The sequence below is a fragment of the Pseudoxanthomonas putridarboris genome (assembly GCF_038321125.1).
In the GTDB taxonomy this organism is placed as follows: domain Bacteria; phylum Pseudomonadota; class Gammaproteobacteria; order Xanthomonadales; family Xanthomonadaceae; genus Pseudoxanthomonas_A; species Pseudoxanthomonas_A putridarboris.
Genome location: NZ_JBBWWT010000004.1, coordinates 140,265 through 164,035, shown reverse-complemented (window position 1 = coordinate 164,035; position 23,771 = coordinate 140,265). Strand labels below are relative to the sequence as shown.

The 23,771-nt window shown below is 70.0% G+C and carries 19 protein-coding genes and 1 tRNA gene; 9 read left to right on the top strand and 11 right to left on the bottom strand.

Features of this window, described 5'->3' with window-relative positions; all coding sequences use genetic code 11:
• Positions 1–101: 101 nt before the first annotated feature.
• Together ispG and AAD027_RS10655 are read left to right on the top strand one after the other, a co-directional pair.
• Positions 102–1,364, top strand: coding sequence for a flavodoxin-dependent (E)-4-hydroxy-3-methylbut-2-enyl-diphosphate synthase (gene ispG / locus AAD027_RS10660; RefSeq protein WP_341726010.1), 1,263 nt, complete (start codon positions 102–104; stop codon positions 1,362–1,364).
• 4 nt (positions 1,365–1,368) lie between these two features.
• The gene (locus tag AAD027_RS10655; RefSeq protein WP_425605445.1) at positions 1,369–2,040 is read left to right on the top strand and encodes a phosphatase PAP2 family protein; all 672 of its coding nucleotides are present in this window, start codon (positions 1,369–1,371) and stop codon (positions 2,038–2,040) included.
• Positions 2,041–2,221: 181 nt separating this feature from the next.
• Here the strand turns inward: AAD027_RS10655 and AAD027_RS10650 are convergent, their stop codons facing one another.
• From AAD027_RS10650 to AAD027_RS10640, 3 genes are all read right to left on the bottom strand, one after another.
• A complete protein-coding gene (locus AAD027_RS10650) occupies positions 2,222–2,839 on the bottom strand; it encodes a hypothetical protein (protein WP_341726008.1) in 618 nt (205 codons plus the stop codon).
• 55 nt (positions 2,840–2,894) lie between these two features.
• A complete protein-coding gene (locus tag AAD027_RS10645; RefSeq protein ID WP_341726007.1) occupies positions 2,895–4,310 on the bottom strand; it encodes a pectin acetylesterase-family hydrolase in 1,416 nt (471 codons plus the stop codon).
• Positions 4,311–4,561: 251 nt separating this feature from the next.
• Positions 4,562–5,257, bottom strand: coding sequence for an aspartate/glutamate racemase family protein (locus AAD027_RS10640; protein ID WP_341726006.1), 696 nt, complete (start codon positions 5,255–5,257; stop codon positions 4,562–4,564).
• 183 nt (positions 5,258–5,440) lie between these two features.
• Here AAD027_RS10640 and AAD027_RS10635 point away from each other — a divergent pair, with 183 nt between their 5' ends.
• Complete coding sequence (locus tag AAD027_RS10635) at positions 5,441–6,433, top strand: DedA family protein/thiosulfate sulfurtransferase GlpE (protein WP_341726005.1); 993 nt, start codon at positions 5,441–5,443, stop codon at positions 6,431–6,433.
• Here the strand turns inward: AAD027_RS10635 and AAD027_RS10630 are convergent.
• Positions 6,430–7,068, bottom strand: coding sequence for a hypothetical protein (locus AAD027_RS10630; RefSeq protein WP_341726004.1), 639 nt, complete (start codon positions 7,066–7,068; stop codon positions 6,430–6,432). The two genes, AAD027_RS10635 and AAD027_RS10630, sit on opposite strands and share 4 nt — an antisense overlap.
• Positions 7,069–7,629: 561 nt before the next feature.
• Complete coding sequence (locus tag AAD027_RS10625; protein WP_341726003.1) at positions 7,630–8,526, bottom strand: diguanylate cyclase; 897 nt, start codon at positions 8,524–8,526, stop codon at positions 7,630–7,632.
• Positions 8,527–8,623: 97 nt separating this feature from the next.
• On the opposite strand from AAD027_RS10625, the gene AAD027_RS10620 reads away from it, so the two are divergent.
• On the top strand, positions 8,624–11,347 hold the full coding sequence (locus AAD027_RS10620; RefSeq protein WP_341726002.1) for a serine/threonine-protein kinase: 2,724 nt from the start codon (positions 8,624–8,626) through the stop codon (positions 11,345–11,347).
• Here AAD027_RS10620 and AAD027_RS10615 read toward each other — a convergent pair whose 3' ends face one another.
• The 6 genes from AAD027_RS10615 to amaB all read right to left on the bottom strand — a co-directional run bounded on the left by AAD027_RS10615 (position 11,348) and on the right by amaB (position 17,561).
• Positions 11,348–12,256: a DMT family transporter gene (locus AAD027_RS10615; protein ID WP_341726001.1), complete on the bottom strand. Its 909-nt coding sequence runs from the start codon at positions 12,254–12,256 to the stop codon at positions 11,348–11,350.
• 501 nt (positions 12,257–12,757) lie between these two features.
• Positions 12,758–13,798: a UDP-N-acetylmuramate dehydrogenase gene (gene murB / locus AAD027_RS10610; RefSeq protein ID WP_341726000.1), complete on the bottom strand. Its 1,041-nt coding sequence runs from the start codon at positions 13,796–13,798 to the stop codon at positions 12,758–12,760.
• The gene (locus AAD027_RS10605; RefSeq protein WP_341725999.1) at positions 13,795–14,850 is read right to left on the bottom strand and encodes a quinone-dependent dihydroorotate dehydrogenase; all 1,056 of its coding nucleotides are present in this window, start codon (positions 14,848–14,850) and stop codon (positions 13,795–13,797) included. Before AAD027_RS10605 ends, murB begins: the two co-directional genes overlap by 4 nt.
• Before the next feature lie 3 nt (positions 14,851–14,853).
• The gene (locus AAD027_RS10600) at positions 14,854–15,132 is read right to left on the bottom strand and encodes a DUF4190 domain-containing protein (RefSeq protein ID WP_341725998.1); all 279 of its coding nucleotides are present in this window, start codon (positions 15,130–15,132) and stop codon (positions 14,854–14,856) included.
• Entirely contained in the window at positions 15,129–15,932 is an 804-nt protein-coding gene (locus AAD027_RS10595) for a class I SAM-dependent methyltransferase (RefSeq protein ID WP_341725997.1), read from the bottom strand. The genes AAD027_RS10600 and AAD027_RS10595 overlap by 4 nt, the downstream gene beginning before the upstream one ends.
• A 96-nt stretch (positions 15,933–16,028) precedes the next feature.
• Positions 16,029–17,561, bottom strand: coding sequence for an L-piperidine-6-carboxylate dehydrogenase (gene amaB / locus AAD027_RS10590; RefSeq protein WP_341725996.1), 1,533 nt, complete (start codon positions 17,559–17,561; stop codon positions 16,029–16,031).
• Positions 17,562–17,723: 162 nt separating this feature from the next.
• Here amaB and AAD027_RS10585 point away from each other — a divergent pair.
• The 5 genes from AAD027_RS10585 to thrC all read left to right on the top strand — a co-directional run bounded on the left by AAD027_RS10585 (position 17,724) and on the right by thrC (position 23,705).
• Positions 17,724–17,800, top strand: a tRNA-Arg gene (locus tag AAD027_RS10585).
• Positions 17,801–17,847: 47 nt separating this feature from the next.
• On the top strand, positions 17,848–18,303 hold the full coding sequence (locus AAD027_RS10580) for a GNAT family N-acetyltransferase (protein ID WP_341725995.1): 456 nt from the start codon (positions 17,848–17,850) through the stop codon (positions 18,301–18,303).
• 331 nt (positions 18,304–18,634) lie between these two features.
• On the top strand, positions 18,635–21,127 hold the full coding sequence (thrA, locus tag AAD027_RS10575) for a bifunctional aspartate kinase/homoserine dehydrogenase I (protein ID WP_341725994.1): 2,493 nt from the start codon (positions 18,635–18,637) through the stop codon (positions 21,125–21,127).
• A gap of 313 nt (positions 21,128–21,440) precedes the next feature.
• Positions 21,441–22,370, top strand: a complete 930-nt coding sequence (locus AAD027_RS10570; RefSeq protein ID WP_341725993.1) for a homoserine kinase — start codon at positions 21,441–21,443, stop codon at positions 22,368–22,370.
• Positions 22,371–22,415: 45 nt separating this feature from the next.
• On the top strand, positions 22,416–23,705 hold the full coding sequence (gene thrC, locus AAD027_RS10565; RefSeq protein ID WP_341725992.1) for a threonine synthase: 1,290 nt from the start codon (positions 22,416–22,418) through the stop codon (positions 23,703–23,705).
• The last annotated feature ends 66 nt before the right edge of the window (positions 23,706–23,771 follow it).

Below are 23,771 nucleotides of genomic sequence, written 5' to 3'. Positions count from 1 at the left end.
CCGCCCGATCATCATCGTCATGTTACGGACGGGTTCAGGCTGCCCGCCCGCGCCGGTACATGACGTGCGGAAGCTTGCCCGTAACAGTCTAAAATAGCCGCATGCACGACGCCGTCACTCGCCCCACGCCTCCCGCCGGCGCCGCCTGGCCCCGCCGGATCACCCAGGCCGTCGCCATCGGCGGCATCACCGTGGGTGGCGGCCACCCGGTGGTGGTGCAGTCCATGACCAACACCGACACCGCCGACGTCGCCGGCAGCGTGAAGCAGGTGGCCGAGCTGTGGCGCGCCGGATCGGAACTGGTGCGGCTGACGGTCAACAATCCCGAGTCCGCCGCCGCCATCCCGCGCATCCGCGAGAAGCTGGACATGATGGGAGTGCCGGTGCCGCTGATCGGCGACTTCCACTACAACGGCCACCAGTTGCTGGCGGGCGAGCCGGCCTGTGCCGAGGCGCTGGCCAAGTACCGCATCAACCCGGGCAACGTCGGCTTCGGCAAGAAGCGCGATACCCAGTTCGCGCAGCTGATCGAATTCGCCATCCAGTACGGCAAGCCGGTGCGCATCGGCGCCAACTGGGGCTCGCTGGACCAGTCGCTGGCCGCGCAGCTGATGGACGAGAATTCGCGGCGCGAAGATCCATGGGACGCCGGCCGCGTATTGCGTGAGGCGTTGATCCGTTCGGCGCTGGATTCGGCCGAGCGCGCGGTGGAGATCGGCTTGCCGCGCGACCGCATCGTGCTGTCGGCCAAGGTCAGCGGCGTGCAGGAACTGATCGCCGTCTACCGCGACCTGGCCCAGCGTTCGGATTTCGCGCTGCACCTGGGATTGACCGAGGCCGGCATCGGCAGCAAGGGCATCGTGGCGTCGAGCGCCGCGCTGGCGGTGCTGCTGCAGGAAGGCATCGGCGACACCATCCGCATCTCGCTGACGCCCGACCCGGGGCAGTCGCGCACGCAGGAGGTCATCGTCGCGCAGGAACTGTTGCAGACCACCGGCCAGCGCGCGTTCACGCCGATGGTCACCGCCTGCCCGGGTTGCGGGCGCACCACGTCCGAGTTCTTCCAGGAACTGGCGAAGGTGGTGCAGAACCACGTGCGCGGCAAGATGCCGGAGTGGAAGATCACCCATCCAGGCGCGGAGAACATGACGCTGGCGGTGATGGGCTGCGTGGTCAATGGCCCCGGCGAATCGCGCCACGCCAATATCGGCATCTCGCTGCCCGGCACGGGCGAGGCGCCGGCCGCGCCGGTGTTCGTCGATGGCGAGAAGAAGGTCACCCTGCGCGGCGAGAACATCGCGCAGGAGTTCGTCGCGCTGATCGACGGCTACGTCGAGAGCAAATACGCGCGTGGCGCCGGCTGAGGCGCTGGCCCAGGGCCTGCGCTTCATCGCGGGCCTGTTCCGCCAGCACGGCGGCCGTCTGGTCCTGCTGTTCCTGTGCCTGCTGGCGCCGCTGTGGCTGTTCGTCGAACTGGCCGACGAAATACACGAACTGGAAGCCTTTCATTTCGACGACCCGCTGTTGCGGTGGGCGCAGGCGCTGGCCGGTCCGGCGCTGGACCGCTTCTTCGTCTTCATGTCGGCCATCGGCTACCAACGGGGCGTGGTGCCGGCGGACATCGCGCTGACGCTGGGCCTGCTGGCCGCGCGCCGCTGGCGAGAGGCGACCTTCGCGGGCGTGTCGTTCGCCGGTTCGGGGCTGCTGAACCTGGCCACCAAGCAGTACTTCCGGCGCGACCGCCCGTCGTTGTGGGAATCCATCGCACCGGAACACACCTTCAGCTTCCCCAGCGGCCACGCGATGGGGTCGATGACGCTGGCGATGGCGGTGACGCTGCTGTGCTGGCACACGCGGTTCCGCTGGCCGGTGGCGGCGCTCGCGCTGCTGTTCGTGCTGCTGGTGGGCGCCTCGCGCATCTACCTGGGCGTGCATTACCCATCGGACATCCTGGGCGGATGGGCCGCGGGCATGGCCTGGGTGGCCGGCGTCTACCTGGTGCTGTTCCGCATCCGCGAGCGGCCCTGGCAGGTGCGGTAGGGATATCGTTGTAGGAGCGACGTGAGTCGCGACCGCAAGAGCAACACCACCGTAAGTCCGAATCGCATGGATGAATGCGAACGAGGCGTTGGTCGTCGGCCGGGATTTGCCCAGTTTATCCGAGGGTGCAGGCCGTTTGGTTTTTCCGGTCGCGACTCACGTCGCTCCTACAGGGGTTTCTTCAAGGCGCGTACGCGCGTTCGCGTTCCTGTTGCAGGCGTTGGCGCAGGTACTGGTCGCGGGTGAGTCCCGCCGGTACCGTCGGCATCGCCATCACTTCCGCCACCACTTGCGCCTCGCGCGCCTTGTAGGACTGGAAGCGCGGGTCGTTGCGCTGCCGCTCGGCGAACGCCGCCATGCGCTGGTCCGCGTGCGCACGATAGCGATCTGCGATGGCCGCGACTTCCTCGGCCTGGCGCACGGGGTCGTCCACCGTGGCCTTCACCAGCGCCGTGCGCAGCAGCACAGCTTCGCCGGCGGAAAGTCCGCCGGTGGCTTCGTAGCGGTCGATCTGGCGCGTGAGCGCGTCGGCGCGTTCGCTGCGTTCCACCGCGCGCAGCGAGGATGCGTGGGCGAAGAAGTCGCGCGCTTCCCGTTCGAAGCGCATGCGTTCGCGGTGCGCCTCGGCCTGCGGGCTGGCCTGCAACGCGGCGAGTTCGGGCGGGGCTGGGGCGCGTGCGTCGTCGTCGTGGCCGGCGGCCTGTGGCGAGGCGGCATCGGACGAGCGCGCCATCCACGCACCGCCTGCGGCGAGGGCGGCCGCGCCCAACAGGATCGCCAGGGGCAGGGTCTTCTTCACGATCGCTCCTCCGGATGCGTGGACCGTCGTGCGGCGACGGTCCACGCCGTGCGTCTCATCCCAGCAACTGGTCCACCAGCCAGTACAGCAGGTTGAACGGCTTGGCGCGATCGGCCTGGTCGTCCTGCTCGCTGGCGTCCAGCACCTTGCCCTGGCCGTCCAGCACGCTGTCGATGAAGTGTTTCAACTGCAGGTTCTGCGCCTGGATGTCGGCGTTCTTGAAGTCGACGATGGTAGTGCAGTGGCTTTCGTTCAACGCGCGGTATTGCGGGAAGTATCCGCCGAAGTTGTCCAGCGTGTTCAAGCGGTCGCGCAGGCGGGCGGTATCCGTGTCCCAGCGGGCGTGGATACGCGCTTCCTTGGTGGCCTGGTCCGGTGCGTTGGCGATGTCGGGATGGAAGCGCTCGTACGAATAGGACGAGTAGTTGAGGTCCTTCCAGAAGTGCGTGTGGCCCAGCCGGTCGCTGGGGTACTTCGCCGAAAGCGCGGGATACAGGCTGCCCAGTTCGCCCAGGTCGAACTGCGGCATGCCGCTGGCCAGGTAGGGCAATGGGCCGTTGGGCTGGTCCAGGCCCCAGGCCTGGCGGATCAGCGCCATCAGCGGCTGCGACGGATAGTCCACCGGACTGCCGTTGGCCGGGGTGGGGAAGATGGGGCCGGAGTCGTCGATCAGGAAACCGCGCGTCGGCGCCATGTCGCGGCGCAGCGGGTGGTAGCTGGTCAGGCTGCCGGCGCCGCCGGCGCTGCAGCCGGTGGACAGCATCTGCGTGGGACGCGGCAGGTTGTCCTTCAGCCAGCCGACCACCGCGCGCACGTTGCGCACACCGTTGTGGTGCCAGACCAGCGGCGCCTGCTGGCCGCTGGGGTCTTCGTACACGGCCACGCGGTCGCCGCTGTAGATGTCGCCGGTGCAATAGGGGATGTAGACCATGTTCCAGCCCTGCGTCTTCACCGCGTCGAACGGACTGACGCGGGTGACGAACGGGCTGACCAGGCTGGCGCCGGGATTCAGCAGGCTCATGTAGTCGTCGGGAATGCCGTTGGGATTGCGCGCGCCGCGGATGCCGCTCTGGCCGCTGCAACTGGCGTAGTCCCAGCAAGCGCCGCCGCCTTCCATGTAGAGGATGGTGTTGCGCGTGTCGGCCACGCGGTTGACGAAGAACTTGAACGGTGAACCGTCGCCGCACACCGCACCGGTTTCCGGCGCCAACTGGATGGTCTGCCATTCGCTGTAGCGGCCGGGCCGGAAACCGTCGTTGAAGCCGGAGGGATTGGCCAGCAGGGGATACGCGCCGGTGCGCTGCGCGGCGGTAACCTTGTTGTCGGCCTTGGGCGGCGAGACCAGGTTCACCAGCGTCTGCCAGAAGCTGTAGTCGCCTTCCTCGGCTTTCAGCGGCGAGGCGATGAGGACGGTGACGGCGGCGGCCGCCACCATGACGGGAATACGCGCGGGACGTGCAGCAATGGCCATGATCGAACCCTCCGTAACAGCCAGGTGGACAAGGACAACAACCGGGATGGGGGCGTGGTGCGGGCCGCGCGGGCGGCTCCGTACAGCGGCGCATGGTGGGCGGTGAGGCCGCGTTGGGGATTAAGCGCGCGTGATGAGGGCGGGATTGGCTGCGCAAACCCCCCACGGTGGCCGCTTATGCCCCGCCAGAGCGCATGCCGGGGGCGGGGCTACGCGCGTGAATCATGCGCCGCAGCATGCCTTGGCGCCTTTCAGTCCTGCGCTAGGCAACGCATCGCGGCGGCCCGCGCGTGCAGGGTGGTGGTATCGAAGGTGGGCACGCGGGCGTCGCCCGGTTGCACCAGCAGCATGATCTCGGTGCAGCCCAGGACGATGCCTTCGGCACCGCGCTCGACCAACTGCGCCATGGTGTCGCGGAATCGTCGGCGTGAGCTTTCCGTCACCCGGCCCAGGCACAGTTCCCCGTAGATGATGCGGTGGACCGCTTCGCGCCCGGCGGCGTCCGGCACCAGCGTCTCGATGCCGTGGCGCCGCAACCGCGCCGGGTAGAAATCCTGTTCCATCGTGAAGCGCGTGCCCAGCAGGCCCACCCGCGCCAGTCCGGCGGCGCGGATGGCGTCGGCGGTGGCATCCGCGATATGCAGCAGCGGCAATGGCGTGGCCTGCTCGATGGCCGTGGCCACCTTGTGCATGGTGTTGGTGCACAGGACCAGCAGGTCGGCGCCGGCGGCCCGCAGCGCCCGGGCCGCGTCCGCCATCGCCTGGCCCGCGGCATCCCAGTCGCCGGCATGCTGCAGCCGTTCGATGTCGTGGAAGTCCATGCTGTACAGCACCAGCCGGGCCGAATGCAGGCCGCCGAGTTGCGCGCGCACGGTTTCGTTGACGACACGGTAGTAGGGCAGGGTGGATTCCCAGCTCATGCCGCCGATCATGCCGAGGGTCTTCATGGAGGTGCGATGCCTGTGCGCCAGGGGGCGAGTCTGCCTGCCGGTCCCATCGGTACGCCAGTGCGCGATCGGCGGCTGTGACGCATCGTTGCGCGATTCCGGCTTGCCGCCGGCATGCGCTCGGCGGAACATGTCGCCATCGTCCGCGGCGCAGGCGCGGCGCGTCCATCCCCTGGGGAACCGATGCAGGAACTGATCGACAAGTACGGCTTGGCGCTGGTCTTCGTCAACGTGCTGGCGTTGTCGCTGGGCCTGCCCGTGCCGGCTATGCCCACGCTGATCCTGGTCGGCGCGGGGCTGGCGTTGCAGCCGGACCCGATGTGGCTGCCGCTGTCGGGCGTGCTGGCGGTGTCGGTGGCGGCCAGCCTGATCGGCGACAGCGTGTGGTTCTACGCGGGGCGCCGCTACGGCAACCGGACGCTGCAGTCGCTGTGCCGGCTGTCGCTGTCGCGCGACACCTGCATGAAGCGCACCGAGCGCTTCTACGGGCGTTTCGGCATCCGCGTGCTGTCGGTGGCCAAGTTCATCCCCGGCCTGTCGATGGTGTCGGTGCCGATGGCCGGCGCCATGCAGGCCCGGCTGCCGCCCTTCCTGCGCTACGACGGCCTGGGCGCGGCGCTGTGGGCCGGACTGGGGTTGACCCTGGGCGTGGTGTTTTCCGCGCAGGTGGAGACCGTCATCGACACCCTGTCGCAGCTGGGCACCGGTGCCGGTGCGCTCGTCGGCCTGCTGCTGGCGGCATACATCGGCTGGCGCTGGTGGCGGCGGCGCACGCTGTTCAAGTCGCTGGAAGCCGCACGCATCGAGGTGCGGGAACTCGACCGCCTGATCCACGACGGACAGCCGCCGGTGGTGTTCGACATCCGCGCGCCGGGCTTCCGCGACGTGGACCCGTACGTCATCCCGGGTGCCGTGTTCGCCGACGAGCGCGAACTGGAAGGCATCCGCTCGACCTATGCGCGCGAACGGAAGATCGTCATCTACTGCGCGTGCCCGGACGAGGTCTCCGCCGCCTGGATGGCCGGCCAGCTGCGGCGCGCCGGTTTCCGCGACGTGCTGCCGTTGCGCGGCGGCATCGATGCCTGGCGCGCGGCCGGGTTGGGTGTCGAGCGCATTGCGGCCCCGTTGGACCGCTCCGGCATGGCGGATGAGGCGATACCGTCCGGACCGCCCTAGCGGTTCTCGCAGACCGCGCCCGCACAGGTCAGGGTGTTGAAATCGTAGATGGCCGAATGCCCCGGGTTTCCTGTCGGTCGCGGCACGCCCTTCGGCACGATGAAGGTCGCCGAATGCGCGCCGTACAGCCCGGCGGGCAGGATCATCGGCTTCAGCACCACGTAACCGTTGTGCAGGCTGCTGTCATGCGATGCGACAGCCCGCCCGGATTGCCCCGCGATCGGCGGCAGCGTTCCGGCGCTGCGATCCACCGCGGCGCGAGCCTGCTGCCAGGCGTCCATGTCCGAGCGCCGCGCCTCGCGCAGCAGGCCCTTGGCGACGGCGTCGCGCAGGCCCGCTTCGCCGGCGAGCGGTGCGGAAAGGTCGCGGAAGGAATCGGGCGCAATGCGCGGGGAAGTCACCAGCGACTCCGCGGAAACGGCATCGCCGATGGTCACGCTGCCCTCGCGCGCCAGGTACACCATGTCCACCGGACGATCGAAAAGCCGGGTCGCGATGGGGTTCAACTGGGCCAGGCGCTTCTCCGCGACGTAGAAATAGCCGCAGGCGCCGCGATCGTCGTGGGTGCTGACCAGCACGGGCACGTCGGCGGGCAATCCCGCCACTGCCTGGCGGTGGTAGCCGCTGACCAGCACCGCGGCGATGCGGGTGGAAGGGAGACCAGCCGATGTTCCAGACCGTGGGTTCGTAGGCGCCCAGCATCAGCACGACCGGTTCCCGCGCGTGGTTGACCGCCACGTCCATGCGGGTGGCCTGATGGCCGCTCTGGTCGATCTGGTAGTCCAGTTTCCGGCCGGCATAGGCGCCCGCCGCGAATACCTTGAACTGCGTCGGCGGCACGAAACCCGGCATCTCGCAGGTGGCGGCCGAGGACGTCTCGGCCACCTTGCCGGTGAAGCGCACCAGGGCGTCGCCATCCGCCTTCGGTGCCGTCCTCGCGACGGCGGGGGATGACGCAGGCGATGGCGGATCGACATCGGATGCCGGCATCCAGCGGGTCCGCTGGCCCACAGCCGGGTCGCGATGCCGTGCGCTGGCGTCCTCCGCTTCAGTCTGGGCTTGTTCCGTCGAGGCCGGCTGGCGCTGTTCCGCCTGCGGATAGTCGCAGCCGGGCAGCAACAGCGTCATGACCAGGCAGAAGGGGAAGGCGGGGTGTTTTAGCTGCATGGGAACTCCTTTCCGGCAGTGATGAAATTTCAGTGTTCGATGCACACCCGGTTGCGGCCTTCGCTCTTGGCGCGGTACAGCGCGGCGTCGGCGGCGGCCATCATGCGGCTGCAGGTGTCGCGTTCGGGGGTCAGCTCGGCGATGCCGATGCTGACGGTGATGGACTGCGGCTCGCCGCCGGGGCGGAACACCACGTTGGCCACCGCTTCGCGCAACCGTTCCGCGAAACCGTAGGCGGCATCCGCGCCGCACTCCGGCAGCAGCACCGCGAACTCCTCGCCGCCGATGCGCGCGGCGGCATCGTCGTTGCGCACGTGGCGGCGCACCAGCGTGGCGATCTGCTTCAGCACGTTGTCGCCAGAGATGTGGCCGTAGCGGTCGTTGACCGGCTTGAACAGGTCCACGTCGATGATGCACATCGTCAGCGGGCGCCGGTGGCGCATGGCGCGGGCGATTTCCTTCTCCACCGTCTCGATGAAATGGCGGCGGTTGTGCATCTCGGTCAGCGCGTCGTGCGTGGCCAGCTGGTAGATCTCTTCGTGGTAGTGCGCTTCCACGCTGCTGTGGCTGATGAACTTGACCATGCTCTCGCCCAGCGCCAGGTGGTCGCCGTCGCTCAGCGCCGCTTCGTGCACCGGCTTGTCGTTCAGCCGCGTGGTGTTGGTGGCGCCCAGGTCGCGCACCCAGTAGGTGTCGCCGTCGCGCCAGATTTCGCAATGATGGCGCGAGACGCTGCTGTGCGGGATGTGCAGGTCGGCCTCCTGCGAACGCCCCACCAGCACGCGCCGCAGGTCGATGTCGGCGCGGCGCCCCAGCCCTTCGCCCTGGATCACCACCACGCACGCCGAGCGCGGCGACAGCGCGCGCGGGCCATCGCTCAACACCGTGCGCTGCGTGGTTTGCGGATCTCGCTTTTCCCGGGACATGCGCTGGGGGCTCGCAGGGAGTCCGCCGAGTGTAGCCGGATCGGCCCGCGGTCGCAGGCTTCCGCTACCATGGCGCCCGTCCACAGGGGGAAGTGGCATGACCTCGCAGCACCCGCACGACGACCAGGCGCCGACCGAAAGCCTGGCCACCCGCCTCGAAGGCGCGGCGACCGCGCCCGACGGCACGCTCGCCCCCGGCGCGCGCCTGGGCCGCTATCGCATCGAGGGCCTGCTGGGCCGTGGCGGCATGGGCGAGGTCTACCGCGCGGCGCAACTGGAGCCGGTGCGGCGGACCGTCGCGCTGAAGCTGTTGCGTTCGCAGCGATTGCAGGCGCGGCACCTGGCCTATTTCGAAGTGGAGCGCCAGTTGCTGGCGCAGATGCGCCACCCGGCCATCGCGCAGATCTACGACGCCGGCGCCACCGAGGAAGGCTTCCCGTTCTTCGCGATGGAACTGATCGAAGGCAGCCCGCTGACGCGCTACTGCCAGGAGCACGCGCTGCCGCTGAACCAGCGCATCGGCCTGTTCATCCGCATCTGCGAAGGCGTGCAGCACGCCCACCACAAGGGCGTCGTCCACCGCGACCTGAAGCCGGCCAACCTGCTGGTGGACACCATCGATGGCCGGCCATTGCCGAAGATCATCGATTTCGGCATCGCCACCGCCGCCACGCTGGCGCTGGGCGATGCGGCGATGGAGCGCGCCGGCACGCCCGAGTACATGAGCCCGGAGCAGGCGCACGGCGATGCCGCGCAGCTGGATACGCGCAGCGATGTGTATTCGCTGGGCGTGGTGCTGTACGAACTGGTGGCGGGCATGCGTCCGGACGCGGTCGGCGAGACCTGGTCCGCCGATACGGTGACCGCCATGGCCCCGTCGTCGCGGCTGGCGGCGCTGCCCGCCGCGCAGGCGCAGGACGCGGCGCGCGACCGAGGCCTGAGCCTGCCGCGGATGCGCCGGCTGCTGCGCGACGACCTGGACTGGATCGTGCTGAAGGCGATGCAGCACGACCGCAACGCACGCTACGACTCGGTGTCCGCGCTGGCGGAGGACCTGCAGCGCTACCTGGATGGCCGGCCGGTGCAGGCAGCGCCCGCCACCCGCCGTTACGTGTGGAGGAAATTCGCCGGTCGCCACCGCACCGCGGTAGTGGCGGCATGCGCGGTGCTGCTGGCATTGCTGGGCGGCCTGGGCCTGTCGCTGTACGGCTTGCAGCAGGCACGCACGCAGCGCGCGATGGCCGAGGCGCGCAGCGCCGAACTGGCGAAGGTCGCGGCGTTCCAGCAGTCGATGCTGGAAGACATCGACATCGAGACGATGGGGGTGGGGCTTTCCGAGGGGCTCTACCGCCAGGTGGAGAGTGCCGATCCGTCGGCCGCCGACGCCTTCGGCAAGGCGTTGGCGAAGGCCAGCACCGGCGACCTGGCCCGCAGCCTGGTCGACCGGCAACTGCTGGCTGGCGCCGAGGCCGCCATCGAACGCGATTTCGCGGACCAGCCCGACGTGGCCGCCGACCTGCGCGAATCGGTCGCGCGCGTGTACGCCGCCATCGGCCTGTACGACAAGGCGGCCGCGCAGTTCGGCGAGGTCGCGGCCTACCGGAGCCGCACCCTGGGCGAGGCCGCGGAGCCCACGCTGCGCGCGCAGCAGGCGCAGGTGCAGGCATTGCTGGAGGGCGCGCACGTCGATGCGGCCGATGCCGTGCTGCGCACCGCGCTGCCCCGCGCGATCTCCTTGCCCGTCAACGATCGCACCCGCGTCAAGCTGGAACTTGCGCAGGTCCAGGTCATCTCGGCGCGGGGCGACCGCGAGCGCGCCAAGGGCATGGCGCAGGCCGTGCACGAGCGACTGGTGGCGGCCGTCGGCGAGCGCGACCTCGCCGCGATGGAGGCGCTGAACGGATTGGCGGCCGTGCAGCGATCGGTGGGCGACATCGAGGCCGCGCGCGCCAACATGGAGAAACTGGTGCCGCTGCGCACGGCCGCACTGGGGCCGGACCACGAGGAGACCCTGTCGGCGATGGGCAACCTGGCCGTCATGCGCATCATGAGCGGCGAGAAGCAGGGGGCCGTGCAGATGCAGCGCCAACTGACCGACATCTACCTGCACAGGCTGGGCAGCGAGCATCCGGTGACGCTGCAGGCGCGTGCGACGCTGGCCACGATGATGGTGGATTCAGGCCAGGCCGCCGAGGCGTTGCCGATGATGAAGGAGGTGCTGGCGGCCCGTGAACGCGTGCTTGGCCAGGATCATCCGCAGACCCTGCGTACGCGGCTCAACCTGGCGACCGCCCATGCGCGCCTGAAGGACTTCGCATCGGCGCTGCCGCTGGAGGAACAGGTGATCCGTGCGCGCAGCAGGCTGCTGGGGCCCGCCCATCCCGACACCCTGTCGATCCTGGTCAACCATGCCGGCACGCTGCTGAACGACGGTCAGGCCGAGGCGGCGCTCGGGCTGCTCGGCGACGTCCAGCCGCTGGCGCTCAAGGCGCTAGGCGGCAAGCATCCGCAGGCCCAGATCGCGATGGTCATCCGTGCCGAAGCGCTGCGGACGCGGGGACAGCGGGAGCAGGCGCTCGTCCAGTACCGGGAACTGTTCGATCTGCGCCGTACGCTGCTGGGAGAGGAACATGTCGAGACGCGCGTCGCGGCCTGGAACCTGATCGACGTGTATCGCGAACTGGGCCGCCCCGCGGAAGCCGAACCGCTGTACCAGCGCTACGTGGCGCCGTTGCTGGCGGCGGATGCGAAGACGTTGAGCGAACCCGAAGCGGAATTCGTCGCGCTCTACCGCGAGGGCCGGCGCCCCGGCAAGCAGTAGTCATTCGCCCGGCTTGGCCGCCGAACTGGCGGCTTCCGAGGCGGACTTGCGCGACAGCACGGCTTCGCGGTGGGCGATGTAGGCGTTGGCGCCGAAGATGATGCCGGCGCCCACCAGCGTCCAGCGGTCCAGGCCTTCGCCGAACAGCCACCAGCCGAAGATCGCCACCACCGGCAGCTGCATGAAGCTGATCGGCGTCAGCGCGGACACTTCGCCCTGCTTCAATGCGCGCGTCCACAGCATGTGGCCGCCGGTACCCAGGAAGCCGGCCGCGACCACCCAGACCCAGGCGATGCCCCGCGGCCACTCCCACACGGCCAGCGCGGGCAGCAGCGACATCGGCACCCACAACAGGGTGGTGTAGATGACGATGCGGTCGGCCGGCTCGGTGTGCGAGAGTTGCTTGATCTGGATGGCGACGATGGCGCTCATCACCGCGGCCAGCACCGCGATCAGCGCGTCCACGCTGAATTCCGCCGAGCCCGGCCGCACGATCACCAGCACGCCGATGAAGCCCAGGATCACCGCGCTCCAGCGGCGCGCGCGCACCTTTTCGTTCAGCAGCGCAGCCGCGGCCAGGGTGACGAAGATGGGGGTGGAATACGACAGCGACACCGCCTGCGCCAGCGGCAGGTGGCCGATGGCCCAGAAGCCGGCCAGCATCGAGCAGATGCCGATCACGCAGCGGAACAGGTAGCGGGGGAACTGATCCGTTTTCAGGAAGCCCGGTCCATGCCGGAACAGCAGCGGCAACGCCGCCAGCAGGCCGAAGAAATTGCGGAAGAACGCGATCTCGAAGGTGTGCAGCGTCTGCGACGCCAGGCGGATCGCCACCACCATCAGCGCGAAGAGCACCGTGCTGCCCAGCATCAGCAGCGCGGCGCGGAAGTGGGTGGGGATGGCGGGCATCAGCGGCAGGAACCTGCCCCTTCCCCCGCGTGCGGGGGAAGGCTGGGATGGGGGCGGACGGAGCCGGGAAGCGTGGATGCGCCGTCGATGGGCTGCCGGACGACGGATCGCCGCACTCGCCGCCATCGCGGGCGGGTGAAGGTATCGGCTCCGGCTTGCCCCCACCCCAGCCCTCCCCCGTGAACGGGGGAGGGGGTGATTCCAGGGGTAGGGGTGTATGTCATGGGAGGGGCTGCCAAGCGGCGTAGCTGTGGATGTGCAGTGCGGGCATCAGCGGCAGGAACCTGCCCCTTCCCCCGCACGCGGGGGAAGGCTGGGATGGGGGCGGACGGAGCCGGGAAGCGTGGATGCGCCGTCGATGGGCTGCCGGACGACGGATCGCCGCACTCGCCGCCATCGCGGGCGCGTGAAGGTATCGGCCCCGGTTTGCCCCCACCCCAGCCCTCCCCCGTGAACGGGGGAGGGGGCGGTGAGCGGGTGGGAGAAGCGCACCATGGTCTGCTACCAACTCGCCCCGATGACCTTCGGTTCGGGCTCGATGGCGATGCCGAAGCGTTCGTGCACCGAGGCGGCGATGCGCCGCGCCAGCGACAGCAGTTGCGCGCCGGTGGCCCGGCCGTGGTTCACCAGCACCAGGGCGTGATCGGCGGAGACGCCGGCATCGCCGTCGCGATGGCCCTTCCAGCCGCAGGCCTCGATCATCCACGCGGCCGACAGCTTGCGGTTGTGCGCGGCATCGCCGCGGAACACGGGCAGCGTCGGGTAGTCCGTCTGCAAGGCCTCGGCCTGCGCCTGCGACACGATCGGGTTCTTGAAGAAGCTGCCCGCATTGCCGACCACTGCCGGGTCGGGCAGCTTGCGGCGGCGGATGCGCACCACCGCGTCGGCGACGTCGCGCGCCGTCGGCGACGCGACCCCCATCGCCGCCAGTTCCTCGCGGAGGCCCGCGTAGTCCAGCCGCAGCGCGGGCGTGCGCGGCAGGGCGAATTCCACTGCCGTCACCAGGTAGCGGTCCGGCTGGCGCTTGAACACGCTGTCGCGGTAGGCGAACGCGCAGGCATCGCGGCCCAGCCGCCTCGGTTCGCCGCTGTGCCGGTCCAGCGCCTCCACCGCGCGGATGAATTCGCCCACCTCGGTGCCGTACGCGCCGATGTTCTGGATGGGCGAGGCGCCGGCGGTGCCGGGGATCAGCGCCAGGTTCTCCAGCCCGCCCAGACCGTGCTCCAGCGTCCACATCACCAGCGGATGCCACGCCACGCCGGCATCGGCACGCACGATGGCGTGGCCGTCGTCCTGCGACAGCATGCGGATGTCGCGGGTGGACAGCGAAATCACGGCGCCTTCCGGGTCGCCGGCGAACAGCAGGTTGCTGCCGCCGCCGATCACCAGGGCGGGCGCCTGCGCGACCTGCGGCAGGGCCAGCACGTCGGGCAGTGCGGCGGCATCGTGGATTTCCACCAGCCATGGCGCGGTGGCGGCCACGCCGAAGGTGTTGCGCGCCTGCAAGGGCGTATTCGCGGTCAGCCGGAAAGCGGGCGTCATTCCGGCGCCACGGGACCGCGGCTGGGCGCCTCGCGGCGGCGGCGGATGGCTTCCACGCATTCGTGGATCAGTTCCGGCCCCCGGTACACCAGGCCGGTGTAGCACTGCACCAGCGACGCGCCGGCGGACATCTTCGCCACCGCGTCGGCGCCGGACAGGATGCCGCCCACGCCGATCAGCGGGATGTGGTCGGGCAGGCGCGTGCGCAGGCGCCGCAGCACCAGCGTGGCCTGGCCCATCAGCGGCGCGCCGGACAGGCCGCCGGTTTCGTGCGCATGGCGATGGTCCTGCACGCTGATGCGCGAGACGGTGGTGTTGGTGGCGATGACGCCATCCACCCGCATGTCGCCCAGCACCCGCGCGACGGCGTCGATGTCGCTGTCGGACAGGTCGGGGGCGATCTTCACCAGCATCGGCACGCGCTTGCCGTGCTGCGCGGCCAGGTCCTCCTGCGCCTCGCGCAGCGCGCCGATCAGCTGGCGCAGCGCCTGTTCCTCCTGCAGCTCGCGCAGGCCGGCGGTATTGGGCGAAGAGATGTTGACGGTGACGTAGTCGGCCAGCGGGTAGACGCGCTCCAGGCAGTACAGGTAGTCGCTGGCGGCCCGTTCGTTGGCCGTGTCCCTGTTCTTGCCGATGTTGATGCCCAGCAGGCCGCGGTCGCGGCGCGCCGCTTCCACGTTGCGCACCAGCGCGTCGACGCCTTCGTTGTTGAAGCCCAGCCGGTTGATGATGGCCCGGTGCTGCGGCAGGCGGAACATGCGCGGCTTGGGGTTGCCGGGCTGCGGCCGCGGCGTGACCGTGCCGATTTCCACGAAGCCGAAGCCCAGCGCGAACAGCGCGTCGATGTGCGCGCCGTTCTTGTCCAGGCCGGCGGCCAGGCCCACCGGGTTGGGGAAGGTCAGCCCCATCGCCTTGGTCGGCATCGGTGCGATGGGGCGCGCCAGCAGCGGGCTGGTGCCGGTGCGGTAGGCCAGGTCCAAGGCCTTGAGGCCGAGCCCGTGGGCGCGTTCCGCATCGAGTCCGAACAGGAAGGGGCGAGCGAACCGGTACATGGATCAGTGATTACCCAGCCAGAACAGGCCACCGAAGAACAGCACGAAGATCAGGATGCCGACGATCCACGTGGCCACCGACAGCCAGCCCAGGATCAGTCCGGCGACCGCCAGTCCGTCGCCCTGCAGGCGTTGCGGTTCGCGCCTGATTTCCGCGCGCGCCAGGTGCCCGGTGATGATGGCGCCGATGCTGCCGAGGAAGGGCAGCAGGGTCCAGCCCAGGATGCCGGCGACCAGGCTGATGATGGCCAGCGTGCTGTTCTGGCGGACGGGAACATTCATGGGAGCGGCTCTTTGCTGGAGGGGGCGGTGGCGTCGTCGAGTGTGCCGACGAACGCGCGGGTGTCATAGTCCAGGCGCACCCGGCCCGCTTCGGCGGTGGCCTCGAACAGCCGCCGCAGGGCTTCCAGCATGGGCGCGTGGGCGGGATGGCCGAGTTGCGGGGCGTAAGAGGAAGACAGCAGGCGTCCGCGCAGCCCGGCGAAATCCATCGACTGCGCGTGCGGGAAAACCACGCTGCCGCGCCATCCGTCGCCGAACCATCGGCGCATGGCGTCGTCGTCGGGGTGGCGCTCGGCGACGGCGGCGTAGTCGGTGCCGTATTCGGACAGCAACGCCTCGTAGCCCGCCAGGAACGGCGTGCCGGACAGCCGGCGCGAGTTCCAGTAGACGACCGCCAGCCCGCCCGGGCGCAGGATGCGTGCCCATTCCGCCCTGACCCGGACCGGGTCGAACCAATGGAACGCCTGCGCGGCGGACACCAGGTCGACGCTGGCGTCGTCCAGCGTGGTCGCCTCGGCGCTGCCGTCCACCGCGCGGAACCCGGGGAAACCGGAAAGCGCTTCGACCGCCGCCGCGCGCATCGCCGCATTGGGCTCGACGGCGGCGACCGCGTGGCCGGCTTGCAGGAACATGCGCGAGGAGATGCCGGTGCCGGCGCCGATGTCGGCCACCCGCCAGCCGGCCTCGACGCCGTGCTCGCGCCGCAACCAGTCCAGCAGCGCCGGCGGGTAGTCCGGCCGGTGGCGGACATAGTCCTCGACGCGGCTGCTGAAGCGTTCGGTGGGGGCGGTCGCGGTCATGGAGGGTTTCCTGGCAGGCGTGCTCCATGAGTGCGACCGGACATCCCGCTGGGCAAGCGTCCGGTCGCGCCCGGTGGGCACTTCTTCAAACGGCCGTTACAGGTCGAACTTGATGCCTTGGGCCAACGGCAGCGAATCGGAATAGTTGATCGTGTTGGTCTGGCGGCGCATGTAGACCTTCCAGGCGTCCGAGCCGGACTCGCGGCCGCCGCCGGTCTCCTTCTCGCCGCCGAAGGCGCCGCCGATCTCGGCGCCGCTGGTGCCGATGTTGACGTTGGCGATGCCGCAGTCGCTGCCGGCCGCCGACAGGAACTGCTCGGCCGCCTTCAGGTTCTGGGTGAAGATCGACGAGGACAGGCCCTGCGGCACCGCGTTCTGCATCTCGATGGCTTCGTCCAGGGACTTGTACTTCATCACGTACAGGATCGGCGCGAAGGTCTCGTGCTGGACCACTTCGTCGGAGTTCTTCAGCCCCGTGACGATGGTCGGCAGCACGAAGTTGCCGGGGCGGTCGATGGCGGTGCCGCCGGTCTCGACGGTGCCGCCGCTGGCCTTGGCCTTCTCGATGGAGGCGAGGAACTGCTGCACGGCGCCCGGGCTGTTCAGCGGACCCATCAGGTTGGCCGGGTCCAGCGGGTCGCCGATCTTGCCTTCCACCTGCTTGTAGGCTTTCACCAGCGTGGACAGCACGGTGTCGTGGATGGATTCGTGCACGATCAGGCGGCGGGTGGTGGTGCAGCGCTGGCCGGCGGTGCCGACCGCGCCGAACACGATGCCGGGGATCGCCAGCTTCAGGTCGGCGCTCTCGTCCAGGATGATGGCGTTGTTGCCGCCCAGTTCCAGCAGGCTGCGGCCCATGCGGCGGGCGACGCGCTCGCCGACGGTGCGGCCGACCTGGGTGGAGCCGGTGAAGCTGATCAGCGGGATGCGGGTGTCGTCGACGAACCGCTGCGCCAGTTCCACGCCGGCGTCGTTGATCAGGAAGAAGATGTCCGGGAAGCCGCCGGCCCTCAGCGCGTCGTTGCAGATCTTCATGCTGGCGATCGCGGTCAGCGGGGTCTTGTTGGACGGCTTCCAGATGCAGATGTCGCCGCAGATGGCGGCCAGGAACGAGTTCCACGCCCACACCGCCACCGGGAAGTTGAACGCGCTGATGATGCCGACCAGGCCCAGCGGGTGGTACTGCTCGTACATGCGGTGGCCGGGGCGCTCGGAGTGCATGGTGTAGCCGTACAGCATGCGGCTCTGGCCCACGGCGAAATCGGCGATGTCGATCATCTCCTGCACTTCGCCGTCGCCCTCGGGCTTGCTCTTGCCCATTTCCAGCGCGACCAGCGAGCCCAGCGCGTCCTTGTGCGCGCGCAGCGCCTCGCCGCACAGGCGCACGGCCTCGCCACGGCGCGGGGCCGGCGTGGTGCGCCATACCTTGAAGGCGGCCTGGGCGCGCTCGACGATCTTCTCGTAGTCGGTCTGGCTGCTGGCATGTACCTCGGCGATCACCTCGTTGGTGGTCGGGTTGATCGACCGCAACAGGCCGGCATCGGTGGTCGGGGACCATTCGCCGCTGCCGAGGTAGGTGCCGGAATTGGTGCTGCCAAGGCCAAGCGCCTTGAGAAGATCGGTGGGCATGGTTGCTCCAGGAATGCGGTGTCGGGCGCGCGGGCGTCCAGGGGAACCGCAATTTTAGCAGAGCGGGCAGGTCCGCCGGCCCATCACGGACCGGCGCCGGCCGGGCCGATACGCGTTGCGCGGCTTCGTCCGCGCCGGCGATCGTGCGAGAATGCCGTCCAAGGCCCCGTAGCTCAGCTGGATAGAGCGTCCCCCTCCTAAGGGGAAGGTCGTGCGTTCGAATCGCGCCGGGGCCGCCATTCTTCGCCGCATGGCCGGCGTCGCGCCCCGCGCGCGCGGGAGGGCAATGGAGATCCGCGTCGATCCGCTGCAGCACCCGGCCGTCCTCGCGCTGCTGCGGGAACACCTGGACGGGATGCACCGGCTTTCGCCGCCGGAGAGCGTGCACGCGCTCGACCTGGACGGCCTGCGTCGCCCCGACATCACCTTCTGGACCCTGTGGGACGGCGACGCGCTGGCCGGCTGCGGCGCCCTGCGCCGACTCGATGCGACCCATGGCGAGATCAAGTCGATGCGCACCTCGCAGTCGCATCTGCGCCGCGGGGTGGCGTCCCGAATGCTGGACCACATCATGGGCGAGGCCAGGCGCCGCGGTTACCGGCGGCTGAGCCTGGAAACCGGTTCGATGGATGGCTTCGCCCCGGCCCGCCGCCTGTATGCCGGGGCAGGCTTCGTGCCGTGCCAGCCGTTCGGCGACTACGTGGAAGACCCCAACAGCGTCTTCATGACGCGCGCGCTGTAGCGTCGGCACCGATCGTTTCAGATGCATCCATCGGGTCGGGGCGGATTGTTGCATTGCAACGCTTGACAGCCCCCCCGGGCTTCATGCTTCCCTTAGGCCATGCGTGCCCGCGTCCGACTCCCGTCGACCCTCTCCGCCCCGGCCCCCCGGCCGGCACGGGATGTCGCGGCCGGCGCGGCCCTTATTACGACCACCATTACCACCCTGACTCGTCGGGTGCGGCTGGTCGTGTTCGCGTAATTCGCAAACCATGGCCCCGCACCCGGATCAGGATGCAGGGCACACCCACCTCCTGATGCGCGCCGGGCCTCCCACCTGAGGTTCCAGACCCATGCCGTCCCGCAGCGCCGAAGTCGAACAACCCAAGCTCCGCACCGTCGTCCACAAGTTCGGCGGCACCTCCGTCGCCGACGCCGAACGCTACCGCCACGTCGCCCAGCTGCTGCTGGCCCGCGACGAGGAGGTGCAGGTCACCGTGGTCTCGGCGATGAAGGGCGTCACCGACGCGCTGATCGAACTGGCCGGACTGGCCGCGCGCGGGCAGGAGGAATGGCGCGAGCGCTGGCACGAACTGCGCGCCCGCCATCGCGGCGCGGCCGTCTCGCTGCTGGGCGAGCACGCCGGCGCCACGCTGGAGTGGCTGGACGAGCGCTTCGACCAGCTGGCGCAGATCCTGGCCGCGCTGGGCGTGATCGGCGAGCTGCCGCGCGAGGTGCTGGACCGCGTGCAGGGGCTGGGCGAAGTGCTGTCGGCCCGCCTGCTGGGCGACTACCTGCGCACGCTGGGCCAGGACTGCGCGGTGCTGGACGCGCGCGACGTGCTGGTGGTGGACCGCAGCGACCTGGGCGTGGACGTGGACTGGGCCATCAGCGCGCACCGGTTGGCGGAATGGCGCGGCATGCATCCGCAGCGCCGCGTGGTCGCCACCGGCTTCGTCGCCCGCGACCGCAACGACCGCATCACCACGCTGGGCCGCAACGGCAGCGACTATTCCGGCGCCATCTTCGCCGCGCTGTACGACGCTTCCGAACTGCACATCTGGACCGACGTGGACGGCGTGCTGTCGGCCGACCCGCGGGTGGTGCCGGAAGCGGTGCAGTTGGAAACCCTGAGTTACGACGAGGCCTGCGAACTGGCCTACTTCGGCGCCAAGGTGGTGCATCCGCAGACCATGTCGCCGGCCATCGAGCGCGGCCTGCCGATCATCATCCGCAACACCTTCCACCCCGAGCACCCCGGCACGCGCATCACCGCCGACCGCGACGTCAGCGGCCCGGTGAAGGGCCTGACCCTGAGCCCGGATCTGGCCGTGCTGAACCTGGAAGGCACCGGCCTGATCGGCGTGCCCGGTACCGCCGAACGCGTATTCGCCGCGCTGCGCGATGCGCGCGTGTCGGTGGTGATGATCTCGCAGGGTTCGTCGGAGCATTCGATCTGCTGCGTGGTCAGGCGCGCCGAGGCCGTGCGCGCGCAGGGCGCCCTGCTCAATGCGTTCGCGCACGAACTCGCCATCGGCCAGGTGCAACGGGTGCAGGTGACCGAAGGCGTCAGCGTGCTGGCGGCGGTGGGCGACGGCATGGCCGGACAGCCCGGCGTCGCCGCGCGCCTGTTCGAGTCGCTGGGCCGCGCGCGCGTCAACATCCTGGCCATCGCGCAGGGCTCGTCGGAGCGCAACATCTCCGTGGCCATCGACAGCGCCGACGCCACCAAGGCACTGCGCGCCGCGCATGCGGGCTTCTGGCTGTCGCCGCAGACCTTCGCGGTGGGCGTGATCGGGCCGGGCAACGTCGGCGCCACGCTGATCGAGCAACTGCATGCCGCGCAACCGCAGTTGCTCGGCAAGGCCAACCTGGACCTGCGCCTGCGCGCCATCGTGTCCAGCCGGAAGATGCTGCTGGACGAACGCAGCATCGGCGGCGACTGGCGCGGACGCCTCGACGCCAGCCCGCAGGCGGTGGACCTGGACCGTTTCGCCCAGCACCTGCTGGCCGCGCACATGCCGCATGCGGTGATCGTCGATTGCAGCGCCAGCCCGGCCGTCGCCGACCGCTATGCCGAGTGGTTGGCCGCCGGCATCCACGTGGTCACGCCCAACAAGCAGGCCGGCGCCGGTCCGCTGCCGCGCTATCACGCCATCCGCGAGTCCGCCGCCACCAGCGGTGCGCGCTTCCGCTACGAAGCCACGGTGGGCGCAGGCCTGCCGGTGATCTCCACGCTGCGCGACCTGCTGGACACCGGCGATGCGGTGGTGTCGGTGGAAGGCATCCTGTCGGGCACACTGGCGTGGCTGTTCAACAGGTTCGACGGCAGCGTGCCGTTCTCGCAGCTCGTCGCCGAGGCGCGGGGGCTGGGCTACACCGAGCCCGATCCGCGCGACGACCTGTCCGGCACCGACGTGGCGCGCAAGCTGGTGATCCTGGCGCGCGAAGCCGGCCGCGAACTGGCGCTGGAGGACGTGCAGGTGGAAAGCCTGGTGCCCGGCGCGCTGCGCCAGGCCAGCGTGGGCGATTTCATGGCGCGGCTGGGGGAGGTGGATGCGGTGTTCGCCGGACGGCTGGACAAGGCCCGCGCCGCCGGCAACGTGCTGCGCTACGTGGCCCGGCTGGATGCGGAAGGCAAGGCGAGCGTCGGCCTGGTCGAGGTGCCGGCATCGCACGCGTTCGCCAACCTGCGCCTGACCGACAACATCGTGCAGTTCAGCACGCGCCGCTACTGCGACAATCCGCTGATCGTGCAGGGGCCGGGCGCCGGCCCGGAAGTGACCGCCGCCGGCGTGTTCGCCGACGTGCTGCGGGTGGCGGCGGGGCAGGGAGCGAAGCTGTGATATCGAGTGGAATGCGGTCGGGCCGTGGATTCGCGCGGATGGACGCGGATGAAGCGGGAGCAGGAGATGGAATGCATGATCGCGACGGAGCGGAGGGAATCCGTCATCGTCGCCGCTTGCGACAGCGGCTGGGTGCTTTTGCCGATAATTCGTCCGCGATGATCCGCGTCGATCCGTGGCCCCAGTGCTCCCGTGCGGCCGGATCCGCAGGAGCGGGCTATGCCCGCGATGCTTTTCGCGCGGTGACGGGAAAGGCTCGCGGGCATGGTCCGCTCCTACCCGCGGCCTTCGCGCGGACGGCAGGAGTATCGGCATGAAGGCGCAGGCGACGGCATTCTCGCCGGCGTCGGTCGGCAACGTCGGGGTGGGATTCGACATCCTAGGCCATGTGATCGAAGGCGTCGGCGATACCGTCACCGTACGCCGCATCGCGTCGCCCGAAGTGCGGATCGCCGCGATCCGCGGGGTCGCCATGGACCTGCCGCTGGATGCGCCGGGCAACACCGCCGGCGCGGCGCTGATCTCGTTGCGCGAGGCGCTGGCGCTGCCGTTCGGCTTCGAGGTCGACATCGACAAGGGCATCCCGCTGGGATCGGGCATGGGCGGTTCCGCCGCGTCGTGCGTCGCCGCGCTGGTGGCGGCGAACCAGTTGCTGGAATCGCCGCTCACGCGCGAGCAGTTGTACCCGCACGCGCTGGTGGGCGAGGCGGTCGCCAGCGGCGGCAGGCATGGCGACAACCTGGGGCCGATGCTGCTGGGCGGGCTGGTGCTGTCCACGGCGGACCGACTGGTGCGCATTCCCGTGCCCGAGCACTGGCACAGCGTGCTGGTGCATCCGGACGCCATCCTGGAAACGCGCCGCGCGCGCGCCGCGTTGCAGGGCAGTTACGAGCTGAAGGAGTTCGTCGCCCAGAGCGCGCAACTGGCGCTGGTGCTGGCCGGCTGCCATGCCGGCGACGCCGGACTGGTCCGTGCCGGCCTGCGCGACGTGCTGGTGGAACCGCGCCGCGCGCCGCTGATCGTCGGCTTCGACGCGGCCAAGCAGGCGGCGCTCGACGGCGGGGCGATGGGCGCCAGCATTTCCGGCGCGGGTCCCAGCGTGTTCGCCTGGTTCGATGGCCGCGAAGATGCGGAAACCGCCGCGCCGCGCATCCAGGCCGCGTTCGCCGCCGCCGGCTTAACCAGCCAGGCCTGGGTATCGCCGATCAACGCCACCGGCGCGGAAGTGCTGTCCGAGTCCTGACCGAATCCGCTTCCGCCGTCCTTTCCCCTTTGCCGAATCCGCACGATGAACTTCATCTCCACCCGCAATGCCTCTTCCGCCGCCACGCTGAGCCAGGCCATCGCCGCCGGCCTCGCACCGGACGGCGGCCTGTACGTGCCCGAGGCGTTGCCCGCGGCGCGCGACCTGCGGGCGGGGCGCGATATCGCCGAAACCGCGGCGGCGCTGCTGCAACCCTTTTTCGCCGGCGACGCGCTGGAAGGCCAACTGGCGTCGATCTGCCGCGAGGCCTTCGACTTCCCCGCGCCGCTGGTGCCTCTGGCCACGCCGGGCGATCACGTGCTGGAGCTGTTCCATGGGCCGACGGCGGCGTTCAAGGATTTCGGCGCGCGCTTCCTGGCCGCCAGCCTGGCTCGGCTGCGCCGCGACGCCACCACGCCGCTCACCATTCTGGTCGCCACGTCGGGCGATACCGGTGCGGCGGTGGCGGCGGCGTTCCACCGGCAGCCGGGCCTGCGCGTGGTGGTGCTGTATCCGGATGGCCGCGTGTCGCCGCGGCAGGCGCACCAGTTGGGTTGCCTGGGCGACAACATCGCCGCGCTGCGCGTGGCCGGTTCGTTCGACGATTGCCAGGCGCTGGTGAAGCGCGCGCTGAACGATGCCGACCTGCAGGCGCGGGCGCCGCTCAGTTCCGCCAACAGCATCAGCCTGGGTCGGTTGCTGCCGCAGATGAGCTACTACGCGCACGCCGCGCTCGCGCATAGCGCCGCGACGGGCGGGGTGCTGAATTTCGTCGTGCCCACCGGCAACCTGGGCAATGCGCAGGCGGCGATCCTGGCGCGCGCGCTGGGCGTGCCGCTGGGGCGGATCGTGCTGGCGACCAACGCCAACCGGGTGCTGCCGGATTTCTTCGCCGGCGCCGACTATGCGCCGCAGGCCAGCGTGGCGACGCTGGCCAATGCGATGGACGTGGGCGCGCCCAGCAACTTCGAACGGCTGCGCTGGCTGTACCGGGGCGACGACGCGGCCTTGCGCGCGGCGTTCGCGTCGGCCAGCGTGGACGACGCCACGATCCGCGAGGTCATCGCGCGCCGCCATCGCGAATACGGCGAGATCCACTGCCCCCATACCGCCACCGCGGTGAAGGTGCTGGAGGACCTGCGCGCGGCCGGCGAGGGCGGCGACTGGGCGGCGGCCGCCACCGCGCACCCGGCCAAGTTCGAGAGCGTGGTGGAGCCGTTGATCGGCCGCGCGGTGGAGGTTCCGCCCGCGCTGGCGGAACTGCTTGCGCGGCCCGCGCATGCCGAGCCCATTCCAGCCGAATACGCAGCGCTCCGCGACAGATTGTTGGCGTAGGAGCGGGCCATGCCCGCGATGCCTTGCGCACGAAGAGCAGGAGCATCGCGCCCATGGGGCGCTCCT

Excerpts from the sequence above, each read along its gene's own strand:
- AAD027_RS10600 (WP_341725998.1), bottom strand. The coding sequence starts at position 15,132 with ATGAATGTTCCCGTCCGCCAGAACAGCACGCTGGCCATCATCAGCCTG.
- AAD027_RS10570 (WP_341725993.1), top strand. The coding sequence starts at position 21,441 with ATGAAGGCGCAGGCGACGGCATTCTCGCCGGCGTCGGTCGGCAACGTC.
- AAD027_RS10640 (WP_341726006.1), bottom strand. The coding sequence starts at position 5,257 with ATGAAGACCCTCGGCATGATCGGCGGCATGAGCTGGGAATCCACCCTG.
- AAD027_RS10625 (WP_341726003.1), bottom strand. The coding sequence starts at position 8,526 with ATGTCCCGGGAAAAGCGAGATCCGCAAACCACGCAGCGCACGGTGTTG.
- amaB (WP_341725996.1), bottom strand. The coding sequence starts at position 17,561 with ATGCCCACCGATCTTCTCAAGGCGCTTGGCCTTGGCAGCACCAATTCC.
- AAD027_RS10605 (WP_341725999.1), bottom strand. The coding sequence starts at position 14,850 with ATGTACCGGTTCGCTCGCCCCTTCCTGTTCGGACTCGATGCGGAACGC.
- AAD027_RS10620 (WP_341726002.1), top strand. The coding sequence starts at position 8,624 with ATGACCTCGCAGCACCCGCACGACGACCAGGCGCCGACCGAAAGCCTG.
- AAD027_RS10645 (WP_341726007.1), bottom strand. The coding sequence starts at position 4,310 with ATGGCCATTGCTGCACGTCCCGCGCGTATTCCCGTCATGGTGGCGGCC.
- thrA (WP_341725994.1), top strand. The coding sequence starts at position 18,635 with ATGCCGTCCCGCAGCGCCGAAGTCGAACAACCCAAGCTCCGCACCGTC.
- AAD027_RS10580 (WP_341725995.1), top strand. The coding sequence starts at position 17,848 with ATGGAGATCCGCGTCGATCCGCTGCAGCACCCGGCCGTCCTCGCGCTG.
- ispG (WP_341726010.1), top strand. The coding sequence starts at position 102 with ATGCACGACGCCGTCACTCGCCCCACGCCTCCCGCCGGCGCCGCCTGG.
- thrC (WP_341725992.1), top strand. The coding sequence starts at position 22,416 with ATGAACTTCATCTCCACCCGCAATGCCTCTTCCGCCGCCACGCTGAGC.
- murB (WP_341726000.1), bottom strand. The coding sequence starts at position 13,798 with ATGACGCCCGCTTTCCGGCTGACCGCGAATACGCCCTTGCAGGCGCGC.
- AAD027_RS10615 (WP_341726001.1), bottom strand. The coding sequence starts at position 12,256 with ATGCCCGCCATCCCCACCCACTTCCGCGCCGCGCTGCTGATGCTGGGC.
- AAD027_RS10635 (WP_341726005.1), top strand. The coding sequence starts at position 5,441 with ATGCAGGAACTGATCGACAAGTACGGCTTGGCGCTGGTCTTCGTCAAC.
- AAD027_RS10595 (WP_341725997.1), bottom strand. The coding sequence starts at position 15,932 with ATGACCGCGACCGCCCCCACCGAACGCTTCAGCAGCCGCGTCGAGGAC.